General features: G+C 23.8%; 33 protein-coding genes. 11 read left to right on the forward strand and 22 right to left on the reverse strand.

Annotated features, from left to right (window positions below; genetic code table 4):
- Positions 1 to 858: 858 nt before the first annotated feature.
- The 8 genes from ACZ91P_RS01780 to ACZ91P_RS01815 all read right to left on the reverse strand — a co-directional run bounded on the left by ACZ91P_RS01780 (position 859) and on the right by ACZ91P_RS01815 (position 4,011).
- Positions 859 to 1,065, reverse strand: coding sequence for a hypothetical protein (locus ACZ91P_RS01780; RefSeq protein ID WP_465157740.1), 207 nt, complete (start codon positions 1,063 to 1,065; stop codon positions 859 to 861).
- A 93-nt stretch (positions 1,066 to 1,158) separates the two neighbouring features.
- Entirely contained in the window at positions 1,159 to 1,389 is a 231-nt protein-coding gene (locus ACZ91P_RS01785; protein ID WP_465157741.1) for a recombinase RecT, read from the reverse strand.
- A gap of 771 nt (positions 1,390 to 2,160) precedes the next feature.
- Entirely contained in the window at positions 2,161 to 2,307 is a 147-nt protein-coding gene (locus ACZ91P_RS01790) for a hypothetical protein (protein WP_465157742.1), read from the reverse strand.
- Positions 2,307 to 2,516 (reverse strand): hypothetical protein, encoded by a 210-nt coding sequence (locus ACZ91P_RS01795; RefSeq protein WP_465157744.1) that lies wholly within the window; start codon positions 2,514 to 2,516, stop codon positions 2,307 to 2,309. The genes ACZ91P_RS01790 and ACZ91P_RS01795 overlap by 1 nt, the downstream gene beginning before the upstream one ends.
- Before the next feature lie 140 nt (positions 2,517 to 2,656).
- Positions 2,657 to 2,824: a hypothetical protein gene (locus tag ACZ91P_RS01800; protein WP_465157745.1), complete on the reverse strand. Its 168-nt coding sequence runs from the start codon at positions 2,822 to 2,824 to the stop codon at positions 2,657 to 2,659.
- A gap of 3 nt (positions 2,825 to 2,827) precedes the next feature.
- Positions 2,828 to 3,016, reverse strand: coding sequence for a hypothetical protein (locus tag ACZ91P_RS01805; RefSeq protein ID WP_465157746.1), 189 nt, complete (start codon positions 3,014 to 3,016; stop codon positions 2,828 to 2,830).
- Positions 3,017 to 3,313: 297 nt separating this feature from the next.
- Positions 3,314 to 3,598 (reverse strand): hypothetical protein, encoded by a 285-nt coding sequence (locus tag ACZ91P_RS01810; RefSeq protein WP_465157747.1) that lies wholly within the window; start codon positions 3,596 to 3,598, stop codon positions 3,314 to 3,316.
- A 206-nt stretch (positions 3,599 to 3,804) separates the two neighbouring features.
- Entirely contained in the window at positions 3,805 to 4,011 is a 207-nt protein-coding gene (locus ACZ91P_RS01815) for a hypothetical protein (protein WP_465157748.1), read from the reverse strand.
- A 463-nt stretch (positions 4,012 to 4,474) separates the two neighbouring features.
- On the opposite strand from ACZ91P_RS01815, the gene ACZ91P_RS01820 reads away from it, so the two are divergent.
- Together ACZ91P_RS01820 and ACZ91P_RS01825 are read left to right on the forward strand one after the other, a co-directional pair.
- Positions 4,475 to 5,431, forward strand: coding sequence for an L-lactate dehydrogenase (locus ACZ91P_RS01820; RefSeq protein ID WP_465157749.1), 957 nt, complete (start codon positions 4,475 to 4,477; stop codon positions 5,429 to 5,431).
- Between the two features lie 181 nt (positions 5,432 to 5,612).
- Positions 5,613 to 5,864, forward strand: a complete 252-nt coding sequence (locus ACZ91P_RS01825; RefSeq protein WP_465157750.1) for a hypothetical protein — start codon at positions 5,613 to 5,615, stop codon at positions 5,862 to 5,864.
- A gap of 666 nt (positions 5,865 to 6,530) precedes the next feature.
- Here the strand turns inward: ACZ91P_RS01825 and ACZ91P_RS01830 are convergent.
- Positions 6,531 to 6,656 carry a hypothetical protein gene (locus ACZ91P_RS01830; RefSeq protein ID WP_465157352.1) on the reverse strand — a complete coding sequence of 42 codons (126 nt, stop codon included), beginning with the start codon at positions 6,654 to 6,656 and terminating at the stop codon, positions 6,531 to 6,533.
- Positions 6,643 to 7,857 carry an Mbov_0401 family ICE element transposase-like protein gene (locus tag ACZ91P_RS01835; RefSeq protein WP_465157751.1) on the reverse strand — a complete coding sequence of 405 codons (1,215 nt, stop codon included), beginning with the start codon at positions 7,855 to 7,857 and terminating at the stop codon, positions 6,643 to 6,645. The genes ACZ91P_RS01830 and ACZ91P_RS01835 overlap by 14 nt, the downstream gene beginning before the upstream one ends.
- 91 nt (positions 7,858 to 7,948) lie before the next feature.
- Here ACZ91P_RS01835 and ACZ91P_RS01840 point away from each other — a divergent pair, with 91 nt between their 5' ends.
- Both ACZ91P_RS01840 and ACZ91P_RS01845 read left to right on the forward strand, forming a co-directional pair.
- Positions 7,949 to 9,229, forward strand: coding sequence for a hypothetical protein (locus ACZ91P_RS01840; RefSeq protein WP_465157752.1), 1,281 nt, complete (start codon positions 7,949 to 7,951; stop codon positions 9,227 to 9,229).
- Positions 9,139 to 9,684: a hypothetical protein gene (locus ACZ91P_RS01845; protein ID WP_465157753.1), complete on the forward strand. Its 546-nt coding sequence runs from the start codon at positions 9,139 to 9,141 to the stop codon at positions 9,682 to 9,684. Before ACZ91P_RS01840 ends, ACZ91P_RS01845 begins: the two co-directional genes overlap by 91 nt.
- 39 nt (positions 9,685 to 9,723) lie before the next feature.
- Here the strand turns inward: ACZ91P_RS01845 and ACZ91P_RS01850 are convergent, their stop codons facing one another.
- Complete coding sequence (locus tag ACZ91P_RS01850; RefSeq protein WP_465157754.1) at positions 9,724 to 10,050, reverse strand: S1 RNA-binding domain-containing protein; 327 nt, start codon at positions 10,048 to 10,050, stop codon at positions 9,724 to 9,726.
- A 315-nt stretch (positions 10,051 to 10,365) separates the two neighbouring features.
- Between ACZ91P_RS01850 and ACZ91P_RS01855 the strand changes: the two genes are divergently transcribed.
- Positions 10,366 to 10,530 (forward strand): hypothetical protein, encoded by a 165-nt coding sequence (locus tag ACZ91P_RS01855; RefSeq protein WP_465157755.1) that lies wholly within the window; start codon positions 10,366 to 10,368, stop codon positions 10,528 to 10,530.
- 109 nt (positions 10,531 to 10,639) lie between these two features.
- Here the strand turns inward: ACZ91P_RS01855 and ACZ91P_RS01860 are convergent, their stop codons facing one another.
- The 11 genes from ACZ91P_RS01860 to ACZ91P_RS01910 form a co-directional block, all read right to left on the reverse strand.
- Positions 10,640 to 11,542, reverse strand: a complete 903-nt coding sequence (locus ACZ91P_RS01860; RefSeq protein WP_465157757.1) for a hypothetical protein — start codon at positions 11,540 to 11,542, stop codon at positions 10,640 to 10,642.
- Positions 11,543 to 11,795: 253 nt separating this feature from the next.
- Positions 11,796 to 12,083 carry a hypothetical protein gene (locus ACZ91P_RS01865; RefSeq protein ID WP_465157758.1) on the reverse strand — a complete coding sequence of 96 codons (288 nt, stop codon included), beginning with the start codon at positions 12,081 to 12,083 and terminating at the stop codon, positions 11,796 to 11,798.
- 248 nt (positions 12,084 to 12,331) lie between these two features.
- Positions 12,332 to 12,604 carry a hypothetical protein gene (locus ACZ91P_RS01870; RefSeq protein ID WP_465157759.1) on the reverse strand — a complete coding sequence of 91 codons (273 nt, stop codon included), beginning with the start codon at positions 12,602 to 12,604 and terminating at the stop codon, positions 12,332 to 12,334.
- Positions 12,558 to 12,749: a hypothetical protein gene (locus ACZ91P_RS01875; RefSeq protein WP_465157760.1), complete on the reverse strand. Its 192-nt coding sequence runs from the start codon at positions 12,747 to 12,749 to the stop codon at positions 12,558 to 12,560. Before ACZ91P_RS01875 ends, ACZ91P_RS01870 begins: the two co-directional genes overlap by 47 nt.
- Positions 12,749 to 14,002, reverse strand: a complete 1,254-nt coding sequence (locus ACZ91P_RS01880) for a hypothetical protein (RefSeq protein ID WP_465157761.1) — start codon at positions 14,000 to 14,002, stop codon at positions 12,749 to 12,751. Before ACZ91P_RS01880 ends, ACZ91P_RS01875 begins: the two co-directional genes overlap by 1 nt.
- Before the next feature lie 13 nt (positions 14,003 to 14,015).
- Complete coding sequence (locus ACZ91P_RS01885) at positions 14,016 to 14,294, reverse strand: hypothetical protein (protein WP_465157762.1); 279 nt, start codon at positions 14,292 to 14,294, stop codon at positions 14,016 to 14,018.
- Between the two features lie 123 nt (positions 14,295 to 14,417).
- A complete protein-coding gene (locus ACZ91P_RS01890) occupies positions 14,418 to 14,576 on the reverse strand; it encodes a hypothetical protein (protein WP_465157763.1) in 159 nt (52 codons plus the stop codon).
- A 125-nt stretch (positions 14,577 to 14,701) separates the two neighbouring features.
- Complete coding sequence (locus ACZ91P_RS01895) at positions 14,702 to 15,124, reverse strand: hypothetical protein (RefSeq protein WP_465157764.1); 423 nt, start codon at positions 15,122 to 15,124, stop codon at positions 14,702 to 14,704.
- Positions 15,088 to 15,546 (reverse strand): hypothetical protein, encoded by a 459-nt coding sequence (locus ACZ91P_RS01900; protein ID WP_465157765.1) that lies wholly within the window; start codon positions 15,544 to 15,546, stop codon positions 15,088 to 15,090. Before ACZ91P_RS01900 ends, ACZ91P_RS01895 begins: the two co-directional genes overlap by 37 nt.
- A gap of 12 nt (positions 15,547 to 15,558) precedes the next feature.
- Positions 15,559 to 15,975, reverse strand: coding sequence for a hypothetical protein (locus ACZ91P_RS01905; RefSeq protein WP_465157766.1), 417 nt, complete (start codon positions 15,973 to 15,975; stop codon positions 15,559 to 15,561).
- A gap of 86 nt (positions 15,976 to 16,061) precedes the next feature.
- Positions 16,062 to 16,607: a hypothetical protein gene (locus tag ACZ91P_RS01910; RefSeq protein ID WP_465157767.1), complete on the reverse strand. Its 546-nt coding sequence runs from the start codon at positions 16,605 to 16,607 to the stop codon at positions 16,062 to 16,064.
- 317 nt (positions 16,608 to 16,924) lie between these two features.
- Between ACZ91P_RS01910 and ACZ91P_RS01915 the strand changes: the two genes are divergently transcribed.
- The 6 genes from ACZ91P_RS01915 (at position 16,925) to ACZ91P_RS01940 (ending at position 19,028) form a co-directional block, all read left to right on the forward strand.
- On the forward strand, positions 16,925 to 17,164 hold the full coding sequence (locus tag ACZ91P_RS01915; RefSeq protein ID WP_465157768.1) for a hypothetical protein: 240 nt from the start codon (positions 16,925 to 16,927) through the stop codon (positions 17,162 to 17,164).
- A 543-nt stretch (positions 17,165 to 17,707) separates the two neighbouring features.
- On the forward strand, positions 17,708 to 17,992 hold the full coding sequence (locus ACZ91P_RS01920) for a hypothetical protein (RefSeq protein WP_465157769.1): 285 nt from the start codon (positions 17,708 to 17,710) through the stop codon (positions 17,990 to 17,992).
- A 180-nt stretch (positions 17,993 to 18,172) separates the two neighbouring features.
- Positions 18,173 to 18,361, forward strand: coding sequence for a hypothetical protein (locus tag ACZ91P_RS01925; protein ID WP_465157746.1), 189 nt, complete (start codon positions 18,173 to 18,175; stop codon positions 18,359 to 18,361).
- Positions 18,362 to 18,364: 3 nt separating this feature from the next.
- A complete protein-coding gene (locus ACZ91P_RS01930; RefSeq protein ID WP_465157770.1) occupies positions 18,365 to 18,532 on the forward strand; it encodes a hypothetical protein in 168 nt (55 codons plus the stop codon).
- A gap of 140 nt (positions 18,533 to 18,672) precedes the next feature.
- Complete coding sequence (locus tag ACZ91P_RS01935; RefSeq protein ID WP_465157744.1) at positions 18,673 to 18,882, forward strand: hypothetical protein; 210 nt, start codon at positions 18,673 to 18,675, stop codon at positions 18,880 to 18,882.
- A complete protein-coding gene (locus ACZ91P_RS01940; protein ID WP_465157742.1) occupies positions 18,882 to 19,028 on the forward strand; it encodes a hypothetical protein in 147 nt (48 codons plus the stop codon). The genes ACZ91P_RS01935 and ACZ91P_RS01940 overlap by 1 nt, the downstream gene beginning before the upstream one ends.
- Positions 19,029 to 19,042 lie beyond the last annotated feature (14 nt).

Below are 19,042 nucleotides of genomic sequence, written 5' to 3' on the forward strand. Positions count from 1 at the left end.
TTATCTATACTCCTTAATTCTTTTTATTTGTTGCTCAAATTTCATCATTAATATCATTTATTGTTACCAGATAAGCTCTTATCATTAATTCTTGTAATTTATTTTTAATTTTTTTATTTCATTTTTTCATCAAATATTTTCCTTTCTGTAAAAAAACATAATATTCTTTTATTGGTTAATATTTTGATATTTAGTAAATAATTTATTTTAGTATTTAATTACTTCGCCGCCCGCTTCACTTTGAAGGTGAGCGGGGGCGGATAGGATATTTTGATAGAGTTTATCCCCCCATACGGAAATAAACAAAAAACAGTTTATCCAGTTGTTAATTACACTTCATCCATCCCTACACAACTTTATATAAAGAAAATAACCTTTTGGAGTTCCAACCCTCTTGTTTTTTTAGTGTTCGATATTGTTTTTTTCGGTTTAGCAACACTCTTTTTATGAAAACAAGCCAAAAAACACATGCTCTGACATTTCGCAAGTGATTAATCTTGCCGAGAATTAAAGAAATAAATAGGAGTAGTAAATCCAATCGCTTTCACACTTTCTTTAAGGCTTCGTGCCATAGATGAGTTATCCATCTTTAAGCATCAAAAAATATTAAGTTTTAAAGATTGAATTTTGGATTAATCGTTAGATAGTATCTTTATTTTTTTATCTCATTATCTTTTTTAATTTTTTGTTTATTAAATATATTTTTTAGTAATTATATTTAACAATTAATTAACAACTAAATAAAACAATTATTCAAAATTTTTTAAGAAAAGAAAGGATGGATTTTTCTGAAAAAACATATTTTATTAAGTGTAAAAGATACTATCTAACGATTAATCCAATAAATATAAGTATTTTTTACAAAATAAAAAGCACTTTATTCTTTTTCAATAAAGTGCTACATTTGCATTTACAATTTACATTTTTTAAATAATTTATAATAAATTTAGAATGTTTTTTTCAATTTTTATTTATAAACTCTTGTTTATCTAATAAGATATTATTTTCAAAAACAACAATAGCCGTAGTACCAGATCCAGAAGGGTCAATACCTATTTTTATCATGCGTATACATCCTCATCATTGTTAACTGCTGGTACTACATTAGAGATATCTTCTTCTTTAACTACATTATCGTTTGTGTACGCTATTTCATCATTACATGGGGTAAATATTTATATTATTTGATAATGGTTCATGGCTCATATCCCCCTGATTTTTAGCGATATTACTATCATTATCAATATAAATCTTTTCATCATTAGTTATAATAACTGCTTGATCTGATTTATATGCTTGTTGTAATTCAACTGACATAATACCTCATTTTCTTAATAATGATTTTAATACTGTTTTTAATGCCATTTCATCAAAAGTAGTAGCAATCATAAACTTTTTATTTTTAGCATAAGTTTTAGAATATTTTATAAAATGATTTTCGATAACAAGCAGTCATAATTGTTTTTGGATCTGCTTTTTGTAACAATTCATTACTATTTGTTATTGCTATCAAATTACTTTTAAATCTTACAATTTCATTTTCATTTGAAAATTTACTTTTAATTTAATCATTTGCTACATCTGTTATTAAAAATTCTACTATATTTGCCATTTTATTTCACTCCTTTAATTTGAATATTTATTCCTTTAATACCAATTACTTTATTTTCTGTATTTATATCTCATTGTGCTTTAATTATGTTTTTAACTAACTTTTCATCAACAATTAAATATTTAATTAGTTGTTTTAATTCATATTGATTAGCATTTTCTACAAAATCATCATCAATTCCAATTATTTCAATATCTTTAACTAATAATTTTTCTTTACGAAAATTACTAGTAATAATTTTTAATTCTTGCTCTTGTTTTGCTACACTTTTAATTTCTAAAAATTGTTCTTTTTTATGATTTTCAATAATTTCATTTTGTTTTTGAAATTGAATATTAATAACACTATTTTTAAAAGAATCATGATTACTTTTAATATTTTTTTTCTAAATTCAAAATATTTTTTCTAATAAAATTTAATTCATCTTTAAAATTTTTTATTAATTCTAATGGTTCTCTAAAAATATAATCAATTTTTGAAACTACTAATTTTAAATCTTTTAATGATTGTGATTTATATTCTCCATTTATTAATCAAGCTTGTTGTCGTTATATAAATTCTGCTAATTCTTGTCTATTTTCATCAATTCATTTTTTAATTGTTAATGCTTTTAAACTTAATTCTTTAAAATCAGAACCTTTTATATAAAACGGAAATGTAATATTATTTACTGTATTTTTTACAATATGACTCATTATTTATCCTCCTTACTAGGTAATTTGTCATATTTTGAACTGTCAACTAATATTCAATCGATAGAACCTGTTGAATATGGATTTTTGTAAAAATCTTCTTTATATAATTGTTGTTGATCAATTTTTTTATCTTTTTCAGCAAGTTCTTTTTTAAGTGTTTCATTTTCTTCTTTTAGTTTGTCAAATTTAATTGATTCTGTTATAGTCATTTTAAAGTTCCTCCAAATTCTTTTCTTCAATTAAAGTATAAATATATTCATAAGCACTTTCTTCTGAATGACATTCTTCTAATGCTTCATTAAATAAATCTTCTTCGGTATAAACCTTACCATCTTCATCTTTTTACATATTATTCACATCCTTTTCATTTAATATTTTCATTTTCTAAATCAATAATTACTGTTGGATAATACTTTTCATTTTTAGCAGTAATAAATATTTTTGCTTCTTCAAAAGTATAAAATGAATATGTAGTTAAATATTCATTTTTAATAATTAATAAGTATCTTTTAGTCATAATTTATTTCTCCGAATTCTTTTTATTTACAATTAAATTTTCTAATTGATAAATTTTTAATCAATGTTCTTCACATAATATAATTTCTTTTTTATAACCTAAATTTCACTCTAATTTATCACCAATTTTTTCAATATAATTATTTCCAAAATAAGCATTTTTATTATTACAATTAATTTTTTGACATTTCATAGGTTAGTTTCTCCTAATTTTGTTTTCCTAATGCTCAATGCTCATCAATCATATCTTCAAATGATACTGGATAACTTTTAAGCATTAATTCTTGTAATTTATTTTTTTATCGCATTTTGAAAAATAACCTCAATATCTTTGTTTAAGACAAGTTTTATTTAACTTTTTCATATTTATTTAATTCCTTACTATTTTCTATTCTTGCTCTTTCATTAGCACGCTCATTTTTTTCTTATGTAATTGCTTTTTACTTAAAAACTTTCAAGGTTTTTTATTTAACTTTTTCATATAAACCTCCTAAATTACTCCTTTAATTTTTTGGTCAATTTGTAATATTCTTCAACCATCTGATGCTAAATCTAAAATATCGTTAATTTTGTAATATTGCATATAAGAAACAATAACATCTCATCTATTTTTAAATAAATTTAAGTACATTTTTTCTCATTCTAAACATTGTAAATCATAATGATTTTTATGATGTGAAATACGCCAATTAATAGGCTGACAATTAACTCAATCAAATGATGTTGTTATTTCATTCCAAGTTTTATTAATATATTTACTTTTATATTCTGTCATTATAATTCCTCCTAGTTTTAACTCGCTGGCACTCACTCCCAAGTGAAAGTGCCAAGCGAGAATTAGTTATATAAGTATTTATCTATTTATTTACTACGCCATCCGCTTCACTGGGGGGTGAGCGGTGGCGGTATGTTAATTATTTGAATGTTTAATAATTACACAGTTGTTTTTTTAATATTGACGCCAGACATATATATCTTCCTTTATCCGTGCCCATTATCAAAGATAATTTTTGAATTTTCTAAACGTTTATAAAACCGCTTTTGTGTTTTATCTTTTACTTTATTCAATAAATCTTTATGTTTTTCACAAGTTCATAAAACTTTATTTGATAAAAATTCTTCGGTAATGAATGATATTACTTTATAACAATCATTAACATCACATATTTTTTGTTGCTTAATTATCATTACCTCTTTTTAGGAGTTGTTTTATTTCAAATAAAAAAACAACCCTTTAATAAGAGTTGTTTTGTTCTAATTGGTTTACACTATACAAATATTATTTTGAAAATAATTGTCATAAATTTAATTTCAATGATTTAACTATAAGTAAAAATATCAAAAAAATAAATAAAATTCAAAGTAATATAAGCTTAACTGAATTAAATGTTTTGGCCGGACTAATTATTTTTAATAGAAATTAAGAAAAAATAAAGAAAATACTTGATTTGAGTTATGGTACCCTGTAAAATTATGTAGTAGTAAATAATTTCTAGTTTGCTACTTTTTATTGAAAAATATAGTTTTAATATATAAAATTATCGCTTGCTACAATTTTAATTATAAAAACCCATCTATTTTGAGTCTTTTTAAAAAAATTTTTTATTTTTTTGCTATAATAAAATAGGAGATTATTAAAAGGAGAAGAAATATGAAAAATTCAACGAGAAAAGTAGTTTTAGTTGGATGTGGAATGGTTGGAAACAGCTTTTTATATTCAGCGATGAACAGAGGGATTGCACAACATTATGTACTAATTGATGCGTTTCGACAAGCAGCAGAAGGGAATGCTATTGATTTATCAGATGCAACTGCTGTTTTAGAAAATCGTTTTAGTACAATTAAAGCTGGTGATTATAGTGATTGTAAAGATGCTGATTTAATTGTTATTACAGCAGGAAGACCACAACGAGATGGTGAAACACGATTAGATATGGTTGCTGATAATGCAAGAATTATGCAAGATATTGCTTTAAAAATTAAAGCCTCAGGTTTTAAGGGTGTTACGCTAATTGCTTCAAATCCGGTGGATGTTCTGGCATCAGTTTATCAAAAAGTAACTGGTTATGCAAAAAATAAAGTTATTTCTTCAGGAACAACTTTAGATTCAGCACGTTTAAGAAGATTAGTTGGTAATAAATTAAACATTGCTCCAGCTAGTGTTAATGCTTATGTTTTGGGTGAACATGGTGATTCGTCAGTTTCTGTTTGATCAAAAGCTTCAATTATGCAAAAATCAATTGCTGATTTTGTGGCAGAAGGAAAATTAACAGAAAAAGATTTAGAAGATATGCACCAACAAATGATGAAAATGGCTTATACAATCATTGATTTGAAAAAAGCAACTTTTTATGGAATTGGTGTATCTCTATCATCAATTGCAAAAGCAATTTTAAATGATGAAAGATCAACCTTTTTAATTGGTACAAAATGTGAAGGTGAATATAATGTTACGGGAACTTACATTGGTGTACCAGCAGTTATTGGTGTTAATGGGATTGAAGAAATTATTGAGTGAAAATTAACAAAAGAAGAGCAAGTTAAATTTGAAAAATCAGCGACACAATTACATGAAGCTTTAAATGTTGCTCTTGCAGCATTAAAGTAATATTTAGGAGGACTTTTTAAGTCTTTTTTTATGTTAAATTTATAATATTTTTTTCTTTTTTAAAAGAAAAATGTGGTATAATTTTCTCATAGGATTGCATATTTTTATATCAACCATGTATTAACTATGTATCAATTATCAACAATATCAATTTAATATATACAAAAAGGAGTTTTTAAATATGAAAAGATTTACTTTAGGAATGATTGCAGCGAGAACGACTTCAGTTGCAGGTATGCCAAATATTAATAAAGGAACTTCAACAGTTCAAGCGCATAAATTTGCACAAGAGGCAGTAGAATATAGAATTGCAAGTATGACAGGAACAGATACTTTTCCTGCGCAAAAACTTGCCTCTGGTTTTGTCAATAAACAAAAAGCTTTAGTTTTTGAATATGGAAACTATGCTAAGACTTGAGCAGAATTTGTTTAAAAATATCCAAAATTTAAATTTACTACATTAAGTATGAAAACTAATTTAAAAGGAGAACAAAAAAAGAGATTTGTCAAATATTACTTTTAACACTGCTGATTTTAAATTACAAGAACGAAATGGTCAATTTATAATTGATACAATTGAATAAAAATATATTACTGATTTTATTCGTTTATCAGTTCTTGGACAAGTAAAAAAAGACAAGAAGATTATTAATTTTGGTGTTGTATATAATATCAATATTTCACAACAATATGTTAGACCTTATCCATTTTTTAGTTCAGAAACTGACAAAATGGTAGTATACATTATTTTGAGGTTTTTAATAAAATTAAGTAAGTAGAAACAAATTAAGTTTCGCTTATGACTAAATGATAACAAAATTTATAAAAAATTCAACTTTTTTTAAAAACATAATTTTTATTTGAAGAAATAATTTATAAAATTATAAATTTTGACACACTAAAAAATACTTTTGAAAATAGTACAGAAAAAACAATTAATATGATTTATTGACCAATTAAATAAAAATGTTATAATTATAATTAATCAAAGTAGAGTTGGTACCTATTTTAAAAGTAATAGGCTCAGTGGTTTACAGCCTACTCCACTTTTTTCTTTTTTATCTTGGTTTAATTGTAGTTTTAACAGGTTTTTTATTTTTTATAAAGATAAAAATTGATTTTGAGATTGATTTAAATTAAATATATTAAATTCAATTTTTTCTTTATTATTTTTATTAGTTTTATCAACTTTCTCATCATTAATTTGATTATTAAGTTTTAACATAGAAGCAATTAAAATATTGATAAATGTTTTCTTTACAATATATTTTTGCGCCACGCTCTTTAACAGCCTTAATATAATGTGATACATCACCTTCAACATGACAACCAATATTATATTGTAACGCTTGATTTTCAATTCCTTCTTTATTATTTTTAATTAATTCAATAGTCTCTAATAAAAATTTCTTTTTATTATCAATAACATATGGTAAATGACATATTAAAAAATCTAATAATAATTTATAATTTCCAGTAAAGAAATATATTTTTGCTAATTTATATTTTATTCTATGAATTTTGATTCTATTTCGATTTGGGAATAATTGTTTAAATCTATTTGATAAATGAAATTTATCTAAACTATATGATACAGTGTTATTTTTATATTTTGCTTTTACTGCTCTATAAATTTTTTTAATTTGTTTTTCACCATCACTTAATATTAATATTTTAGTATTTTCATTAATATCATAAGTATCCATTGATTTAAAAATTTTATCAATAAAATTATCAATATTAGATTTATCATTTTTATTCTTATGATTTTTATTCATCATTTGAAAAACGCCTTTTTTCTTTTTCATTTTTTTTCTGGTTTTTGTTGACTTTTCTTCATCAACACCAACATGCATAGTTGAAAGAAATATTTTATTTTCAACTCTTTTTTTATTTTCTAACATAGGTTCAAAAGTCCCGTCAACTTGAATATATAAAACATTATTTGGAATTTTAATTTTATTGTTATTTTTATTACTAATGTAATCGGTTTCTTCTAAATCTGCATTTTTAAAAATATTAGATATTGTTCTTTCACTAAGATTAGCGTTTTCAACAGTATCTAAAATATCTTTATATCTTTTTCCATCACCCATAAATGAAGTAATTTTATTTATTAAATTTTGTTCATTTCTTTGGTATTTTTTTAAACCTAATTCTTGATCCAAAGGATAGCGATTTATATATTCATTTTTTTCTTTATCATATTTAACATATCTTCTTCTTTTTAAAGGTATATCTCCATCTTCTGTTCTAATTGTTTTTGGTATTTTTGATACAGCCTTATATCCTTGTAATATTTGTCCTTGTTGAAATAATTTAAATATCTCATTATCTCTTTCAATCAAGAAATTTTTAGTTTCATTTTTTGTTTCTATTCTTTTATTTTCTTTATAATTTCCTAATAAATTTTGTTTTAATTCCATTTTATAATTTCCTTTCGTAATTAAACAATTTTTTAAATTATTATATTTAATACTTCAAATAATTTTATCAAAAAAAGGAAGCTAATTAAAAATGCAAGATTTTACTAAAATTAATAACAAAAAACGAATTACTAGTTATGAACATTTAAATAAAAAATATGATTTAAATTTCAGTGACTATAATTTTGGCTTTGATTGAAAAGTATTTAAAGATTTTGTTGGTGATAGTTATGCCCGATATTTTACTTCGCCAACTTTTTTTAAGTTTGTTTCAGCGGGGCGTGGTACTAATAAAACATGAAATCATTTAGCAGAAAAATTATTTTTTGCTTGTAATTTTACCGATGCTTCATCTAATATTCTACCAAGATATGCCAACACTCACGAAGATACTACATTTGGCGATACAATTAATGTCTGTAACTATTTATATGATAAATATGGAATTGATATAGGACCCGACAATGAAAATGGCATTGTTTGACCTAAAAATGTTAAAGAATGTGGAGAAATTGTTTTTCCTAGTGGTGCTCGCATTGCTTTTGCGGGTTATGCTAATGGTAATAAAATTATGGGAAAAGTTGGTAAAGGTAGTGGTATTATATCGGCGTGAACAGATGAAATGATACATGCTGAAGAAAAAGAAATTTTAACGAACAAAGAACTAGATAAAAGATATAATAATTTAAGAGTTTCAATGTTTCGTTCAAAAAGTTTAAAAGTATCTTATGAAAAATATATAGACGAAAATGATAATGAACAATATAATTTAGATAATCCTATTCCAGTAACAGAATTATCTTGGACATTTCAAGAATGAGACAACATAGCAAAACAATACATAACAGTAACAACATATTTTCATAAAACATATTCTAATCAATTTACTTTTAATCCTTTTGATAAATACCATGTCTTTTATGAAAAATTTGTAACCCCATATTTACCCTTAAATGAAAGAATTAAAAATATTTTAAAAGAACACAATCAAGTATATTCAGAAAACAAAAAAGCATTTAATGGTTTGGGTATTTTTAATTTACGATTAACAATGGGTGCTGTTTGAAATAAAATACATAATATTACTAAAAAACTTGTTTTAACAAACAAACAAGAACGACCTGATTTATTTGAACTTGAATACTACGGTTTTGAATATAACGATAATGACCCAGTATTTATGTTTTACGAAATTATCGTAAATATATTAAAGAGTATAATTTACAAGATTTTTATAATTCCAATACAAAACAGTATCAATTTGATAGTTATTCAATTGGTGTGGATTATGCTAATGGTAGTGAAGACCACACGGTGTTTTTATTTAGTGGTTATAAAATTATTGAAAATAATGAATATGATAAATATTTAATTGAAGAAAATGTTGTTACCCCAAAAAACACAATGAATTTAAATGAAATAGTTGAACATTACGGACAATGAATAATCAATACTTTTGATAAATTTTATGGTTTTGAATATGCTACATTTCATTATGATATTAATGCCCACGATTTTATGCAAAAATTGCAAGAAGATATTTACCCTTATTTGGGTTATAAAATTAAAATGTTTAAAGCTAAAAAACATCAAACTTCGTTGAATAAAGAAGCGGGTATAATCAATCGTGTAACATGAATAAGAAAAATGTTTGTCCAAGGCAAAATATATGGCATTTTAAATAATTTTCCATTTTTAGATAAGTGCATTAGTGAACTAAGATTTAGTGATACCAAAACAAATACACCCGATAGTAAAATGTACCATGACCCATATGATGCTTTGTTTTATGGTTCTTATCCATATCGTTTTAAAATGGGAATATAAAAAAGGTTTTAAAAACCTTCTAAAATTTATAAATTTTATTTACTTTTTATTTATTAAATAATTAGCATTTAATGATTTTTCTAAACTAGGTGATTTTTCTTGTATTTTATTACCATCATCATTTTTCAATAGTTCAGGATGACAATTTTTATAACTTAATTTAAGATGTTTTCTAACTGAATTAAAATCTAGTATCTCAACTTCAATTTCATCACCAACATCAAAAAAATCTCTAATATCTCTAACAAAGTAATCTGAAATCTCACTAATATGAATTAAACCATCAGCCTTTTCTGCTCTACAAAAAGCACCATAAGGTGTAATGTTTGTTATTTTAACATTAACTTTATTTCCTTTTTTATACATAAAATTAAATATACTTCCTTTCTTTAAATGCTTTAATTATATCATTAAGACTATAAAAATCATTTGCAGGAATTGGGCGAGCGGTTGATTTTCTTAAAATAATATTGAAAGGATAATTATTATGAAGTTGTTGAAATTAGTTAAAAAACATAAAATAATATTAATATATATAATATTATCTACCATTTTCATTTTATGCATGATTGTATTAGTTACACTTACTGCAATTACTCATGAAAAAGAGAAAAAATATAGAACTTTTTTGAAAGAGATAATACTACAATAGTTTGTAATAAAGGTCAAAAAATTGGAAAAATGAAAATAAGATACAAAACAAAAGATAATAAAAATTTACAAAAATATACAATAAAACTTTATTGTACAAACAATCCAATTGTTGAAGGAAGTTACCCTGATAAATTATATTCTATTGCCTTAGGAGGATTTTTCAATAAATTTGAAAAAAATGAATTTATATAGTTTTAATATAGATACATGAAATTCAGATGTTTATTCAAAAGAATGAGATAGAAAATATCCTGATGATTATTTCATAAATTAAAAAAGTCATTTATTAAAATGACTTTTTTTACATTTCTATTGTAACTAATGATAATTTTTCATTGTTTTTATTAAATAATTCTAAATTATTAATATTAATTTGTTCTTTTTCAGTAAAAATTGTAATATCATAATCTCCATAACCTCATATTCCTGATATTTCAATTTTGCTTAAAAAATTAATATTTTGTGAAAAAAGTATTTTAATATTATTTTCAACAAAATTATTAATTAAATTTAATCATTCTGATTTTGAATATATAATGCTTTCTTTATGAAAATCAAATAGTTTTTCTAAACATATTTCTAATTTATTATTAGAAATAATTAAATTAGTTAAGTATTTACCATATTCTCCATCTGATAGTTTAATTTCTGCCGGAATAAGTGAAAGAATATTATTTGTTTCTAATTCGTTTGTTATTGATAATCAATTAAAAAAATTTGTTTCTAATTCATAAACTTTATTTTCTGAAATATTATTATTTATATTTTTTAAATTATTTAATTTTATATTTTCTATATTAATATTTTTTAAATCAGAAAAATTAAAATATGATGATTTTAATTTAACTCTGCAATCTTCAAATATTCAGTAATCTTTTTCTGATTCATTTGGTATTGAAACTAGTTCAAAATAATACGGAGCAATTAATTTAATATCATCATTATAACCTTTATTTACTGCCATATTACTATATACATAATTTGACAACATGTATACAATTTGTTTAAATCTTTTTACTGCCCTATCATTAAGATAATATGGGTTTCTAAATTTTCATTTTTCAAATAAACCATCAATAGCATTTTCTGGTTTTTGTCCTTCAAATTTTTGGCGTAATTCAGCAATTTTATTTATAGGATTTCCTTTTTCATCATATTTAGAACCTTCAAATTTTCTATCATAATTATATCTATAAGTTAGCATTTTTTTAATATATCTGCTAAATTACCTTTTACAGGTTCTTGTTTAAATTCTAAAACAACATTACCATAATTATTATCATTATTATTTCCAATTGTTGATACTCATTTTGCAACATCACGAGTACCAATACCAATACCTAATGAATAATTTGCTACTTGAACATAATCATTATCTTTTATAGTTATTTGATTACCTTCTGGTCAGTTTGGTTTTGGAGCTTCTGAAGGAAATGTTGCACTAGTTTCAGCAAAATTTATTTTTCCACTAGCAATTCTAACATTATTAAATACTTTTTTTGTTTATTAGATGGTAAATCATCTATACTAGTTAAAATTAAAAAATCCTTTTCCTCAATATAATTTAATGTAATTACTCATGATAAAAAACTATATCCTAATCAATATTGAAATATTCGTACATTAGGTTTTGTTTCAATTGGCATTGATAGTAAGGGTACTAAGTTAGCATTTTGAATAATTGATTGTGGATAAGAATAAACACCATTCACATTGCCTCAGCATTTAATATTTTCAAATAACATTGATTTAGGATATTTAATTTCAATTCCAGTAAAGACAGTATCTTCGGTTAATGATTTATGTAATACTAAATGAATACTATTTTGATTTTTTCATTTAAAGTCAGTTATTTTAACTAAATGAGTAGATTTAATAATATCAACACCATCAGGTGAATAAGGGCGTTTGTATTCTTCAATGATATAACATTCATTTTTGTTGTCTTCGGTAATTGGTTCATTAATAGATACTATTTTTAAGTCATAGGATTCTAAAAATTTTTTGTCTTTTTTGAAATATCATTAATTAAAATATCTTTTTCATCAATCATTACATAACTTGTGCTATTATCTTGGACTGTTGTATTTTGTTGAATTTGTAATTTAAAATTAAAATCACTAATTTCATAACCAGTTATTTTAATATATTCATCTTTGTCAATAAAACCTATTTTAACGCTATTTTGAGGGTAGTTTAAGATTGGTTTTTGCTTTGTCTTAACAAGATATTTTATTAATTTTATAAATATAAAGGGTTCTAGCACGGCCTTCACTAAATAATTGTTCTAAATTGAGGTTGCTATACTGTGATTGAATAGCAAAATCTAACGGAATACTATCAATTAAATAATCAATTGGTTCATCATTTTCTGCTAATTTTGCTAACATTTTTTCAGATGGTTTTAACATTATTCTTGTTCTCCTTCTTCATTAGGAATATTGATAATAGTTTCGTTGTTTTTTAATTGTCTGTTTAAAGTAGCATTTACTGGTAAGCAAACATCAACAATTAACTCATCAATATTTTTAATATTGAATGTTCTACTATTTAAAACAGCATTATCATATTTAATTAACTTAATAATAAATTCAGTTAATTTAATCTCTCTAATGTATATCATTTGTTCGTATGATGCATTTGTTTGAATATTTACACCAGCAACTTCTGCTTGCGTTTGTTGGGCTCCCTTGGCGATTGCGGGAACATGATGGCCATTTATTTTATAGTAATTAGTTAATAATCAATCATATATTTTGGTTAATTGTTCACCTTTAAAATTACCAGCAATATAGTCTACTGGTTGAAAATTACTATCAGGGTCTCCTTCAACTAATAACAAGTCATTTTCAATAAATGATGCCAGCATTTTACTAATTTCTTGGTCAACGACACCAGTAACTCCATTAGTATTGATGGTAAATTTACCACTATTTAACAATCGGTCTAACATTATCTTTTCAGCAATAATATCTAAAATACTAGCAAATTGCTTACCATAGCGAGCAGAAGGTTCAAAATTAGGGTTATTAGGAATTATTTCAATTGGAATAAAATTAAGTGGCAATATTTCTTCTCTTTGTAAAGTTGTATAGTTATTTCATTTAACATCATCAATATATAAGTCGGTAATAGTACTATATAATCGTGTTTTTAACTTTCTAATAACTTTTACTTGTTTAGTTACAGAATCAATCTCTAATTTTTCAGTAATAAAAATACTCTGGTCATTTTTAATATAAGGGTCATAATCAAAAGTGCAAGATACTAAATTACCTAATTCATCATACTGGTCATTGTAAAAATCAATAGTAATAAAATTAAGTTTTGAATTATTAGCAAAAATAAAATATGCACCCTTACCATTTTTATTAATTTTATATTCGTTATATCAATTCTTATTAGTAAAGTCTTGCATTTTTAAAAAGATATTAATTAATTTAGAGTTTATTTGTTGATTAGTAATAGGATTATAAATGCTATTTTCTAAATCTCGTGGATTTAAAAAATTAGCATTATCTTCACAAATTCTTTTTTCTAAAATCTCATTATGTTTTTGAACAGTAACATTTTTACGATTAGTAATTGTTGATGCTAAATTAAGATAATAACTATCAATATTATATTCTTTTTTTAATTTCTTTTTGGCTGGTAACAATCCCATTTATAACACCTCTTTATTTTGTTTCTTCTTTTTTAATAATATCTTCAATACTATCTTGTTTTTTATCTTTTTTAAAAAATTCAAAAATTTTATCAATTAAATAGACTAAAACACCACTAATAAGTAATGATAAACCAATATAAAAATATTCTGGTCATGAAATTTCAATTACTTTAAATGCTTTGCAAAAAAATAACACAATTGCACTTATTATTAAAATTGCCCCTAATCCCCAAATAAATATTTTACGAATTAATAATAAAATTTCTGATTTATAATCTTTTAAATTCATTTATAACATTCTACTTTCTTTCTAAATTATTTTTTTATTTTAATAAATTAGCATTAATTTGTAATTAATTCATTATTATTTTTAATTGTAATATTTTTATTAAACATAATTATCTTCGTTAATTTATTGTAACTCTTCTGATTTTAGAATTGTTGGCGAATATTCATCACCCGTCATTGAAATTACTACTTTATGATTATTAGAAGAATTATCTACATTTAAAAAACCAATTCTTGTTGCCCCGCCTTTTCACAAGGCCAAACTAGTTGAAATAGTTTGCAAACCACCACCATTATTTTTACATTCAAAACAAGTTGTTATAACAAAATCTGCGGTTGGTCGTTCTCAAATAAAATGAACTTTATATTTTTTCCCTAAAATAAATTTATATTTAATTACTTTTTTGTTTACTCTTTCTCCAACTTCTTTTCACTGCTCAATACTTTTTTTAAAGCATAATGTTCATTAATGTATTTAGTAGTTGGTAATGTGTCATCTGTTGCTTCTAGTCCGGGCGTTTTGTTTGTTTTAACAACACTAAAATCTGCAACTTGATCATTATTTTGGAAGCTTGGGTCTCATATTCTTAATTCACCAGTTTCAGCACTAAAATCAGCATCATTACGCTTACTAACATTTGGCATTAAAGTAATTTTATTTTGTTTTAAATATGAAACCGCAATTTCTCAATTATTATTTTTAATAATATTTTTATTATCAATCTTAGTTTTTTCTTTTTCTATTAAAACATCAACTTCAAATTGGGTATAATATGCTTCTAAATCTATCATTGTTAAATCAATACCTTCTTTTTGAAAAGTACGAAACATTTTTTTAAAGTTGTTAGATTAGCCAATGATTTTGCATAGCTAGGCAATAGACCTTGTCATGTTGCCATAGGGTCATTTTGTGAAGAATAATTAATATCACCAACACTCATATTTGCCCAAGTAAAAAATTCAATTGGAATGCGATTAAATGTTCAATGTTCAATCGTAATAAACACCATATTAATACAAATTTTCTTTAATAATGGGTCTTTAAATGTTTCAAACTTTAGTTTTGAAAATGGATAGTTTAAGTAAGAATTAATGATATTTTGGGCTCTTAAAGCAAATGTTTTAAATCATAATTCTACATCACCTTTAAAGAACTTATTATAACGAACTGGAACTTGTGTAATTTTACCTGTCATTGGAATAAAATTATTATAATTTTCCAAAGTAACATTTTGTCATAATTCATTTAACATTTAATCATCTCCTTATCATTTATTTCTTTTTGATTTGATTTTATTTAAGATAAACTTTTTACTACTTGATAGTGTTTTTGTTTTAATTTTTTTGTTTAAATCTTGTTTTGTTCTGAGTTGTTTATATGCTTGAAATACTAGTCCATTATCAAATAAACTAGTAATTGCACTATCTTCTAGCGTATTTAACAATTTATCTTTATTAAAGTTATTTTTAAATTGTTCTTGCATTTTTAATATCTTAGTAATTGTCCTATATATTTTAAAACTATCTTTTACTACTTGCTGATAAGCAAGTGGGGCAATAGAAACTAAATTAAACAAACTTGTTTTTTTAAATCCCCAACCAATAAATCACTCACTGTTCATATAGAATTTAAACGGTTCAGGAGCCAAAACAAACTGTTCTGCTTTGATTAAAGTTGTCATAACGACAATAGGGACATATTTAGGATTTTTATAATATATTGTTAAAGCAACTTCACCCGCAACTGATAAAGGAACAATTTTAACTGCTAAAAAAACATCAGAACCATAAGCAAAAGGTAATAATTGACCTTTTTAATAGCCTTAGTTTCAAATTTACATAATATTTTTTTAGTTTTATCAGTAATTTTACTAATTACTTTTTGTTTAATAGTAATTATTTGTTTTTCAATTGGGGCTAATAATTTTTTAGTTACTTTTTGAATATAAAAATTTGGGTTTAAATGATTTAAAATTTTATTTAATTTAATTGGTGTTTGATAAAAAATATTTAATAATTTATTATTATATATTTTACTGCCCCGCATTAAATTAGCATTTAATAGTAGATTTTTACCAACACCTTTTTTATGAAGATTAGTCATAATATTATATCACTCATTAGTATTAATTTTACTTATTTTATCAATATTTAATCCATATTCAGACAATCATTTATTAGCATTTTTTTCATTTACGCGTGGTATTTTTTGAATTAATTTAGGACTTATTTTTTGAATATTTTTCTCAATTTTTAATAAATTATTAATTGTTTCTAAATTAGAAACTTTAAAACCTTTATAAAAAGGTCGCATGGAAAAAAGAAGGGTTTTAACAAATACATAGAAATTGAATAAAAATAATAAACCATTTACTAAAATGGTTTTTTTATTTGTAAAACCAAAATTATTAATTGATTCAGAGAAAGGACAGCATCTTAAATTCTTAAAATAGAAACTTTTTATTACAACTTTTTGATACCCTCTTTAAGTTGTTTACACATTTATTAAATATCTTAGAAATCTTTATAAAGTGTACCTGTGTTTTTTCTCCAATTTTAAGGTGTTGTCCTTTCTCTGTTTCAGTTAATTAATTTGCTAATAAAAAAACTTAATAAAGGAAGGAGTAGGTAATGAAAATTAATAAGCAACAAACAATATGTGATCTTGATAATTGCTATAAAGCAATATCATTCATTACCGAAGAATTTTTATCAAATAAAGTTTTATGAACTTGTGAAAAACATAAAGATTTATTGAATAAAGTAAAAGATAAAACACAAAAGCAGTTTTATAAACGTTTAAAAAATTCAAAAATTATCTTTGATTGAGAAACTGGGTTTTTGAAACTTAAATTTTACAAAACAACTTAATGCAGAGTGGGACGGTTATTTTAAATAACTAAGTGCTTTCATAAGAACATGAGTTTATACTCATTCTCACAGCCGGCTGAGGCAAGTACTGAAATAGTGTATGAGGAAAAATATAAATCGGCGCTGGTTTATTAGAACTAAGCGATAGTCGTGATAAGTCCAAGGTTAATATCAAACGACAATAAAAATAGAGATAGTAACTTTACAATTAAATTTGCGAAAAGTGTGGTTGGTTGGAGTTTTATAGCATTTGGTCCTTTAAAATGCGAGTGAATTTTTAATTTAAAAACTGAACGTCAAATCCCAGAGCAAAAGCACAAATGGGCACGGATAAAGGAAGACATATATATGTCTGGCGTCAATATTAAAAAAACAACTGTGGATTATTAAACATTCAAACAATTAACATATCGCCACCGCTCACCCCCCAGTGAGGCGGATGGCGTAGTAAGTAAATAGATAAATACTTATATAACTAATTCTCGCTTGGCACTTTCACTTGGGAGTGAGTGCCAGCGAGTTAAAACTAGGAGGAAAAAATAAATGACAGAATATAAAAGTAAATATATTAATAAAACTTGAAATGAAATAACAACATCATTTAATTGAGTTAATTGTCAACCTATTAATTGTCGTATTTCACATCATAAAAAACATTATGATTTGCAATGTTTAGAATGAGCCAAAATGTACTTAAATTTATTTAAAGATAAGTGAGATGTTATTGCTTCTTATATACAATATTACAAAATTAATGTTATTTTAGATTTAGCTTCTGATGGTTGAAAAATATTGCAAATTGACCAAAAAATCAAAGGAATAATTTAGGAGGTTTATATGAAAAAGTTAAATAAAATTTGTCTTAAAAAAGATATTGAGGTTATTGCTTTAAATGTAATCAAGAAAATAAATTAAATGAATTAATGCTTAAAAGTTATTCAGTATCATTTGAAGATATGACTGATGAACATTGAGCATTAGGAAAACAAAATTAGGAGAAACTAACCTATGAAATGTCAAAAAATTAATTGTAATAATAAAAATGCTTATTTTGGAAATAATTATATTGAAAAAATTGGTGATAAATTAGAGTGAAATTTAGGTTATAAAAAAGAAATTATATTATGTGAAGAACATTGATTAAAAATTTATCAATTAGAAAATTTAATTGTAAATAAAAAGAATTCGGAGAAATAAATTATGACTAAAAGATACTTATTAATTATTAAAAATGAATATTTAACTACATATTCATTTTATTCTTTTGAAGAAGCAAAAATATTTATTACTGCTAAAAATGAAAAGTATTATCCAACAGTAATTATTGATTTAGAAAATGAAAATATTAAATGAAAAGGATGTGAATAATATGTAAAAAGATGAAGATGGTAAGGTTTATACCGAAGAAGATTTATTTAATGAAGCATTAGAAGAATGTCATTCAGAAGAAAGTGCTTATGAATATATTTATACTTTAATTGAAGAAAAGAATTTGGAGGAACTTTAAAATGACTATAACAGAATCAATTAAATTTGACAAACTAAAAGAAGAAAATGAAACTCTTAAAAAAGAACTTGCTGAAAAAGATAAAAAAATTGATCAACAACAATTATATAAAGAAGATTTTTACAAAAATCCATATTCAACAGGTTCTATCGATTGAATATTAGTTGACAGTTCAAAATATGACAAATTACCTAGTAAGGAGGATAAATAATGAGTCATATTGTAAAAAATACAGTAAATAATATTACATTTCCGTTTTATATAAAAGGTTCTGATTTTAAAGAATTAAGTTTAAAAGCATTAACAATTAAAAAATGAATTGATGAAAATAGACAAGAATTAGCAGAATTTATATAACGACAACAAGCTTG

Source organism: Spiroplasma endosymbiont of Halictus nicosiae, assembly GCF_978018445.1.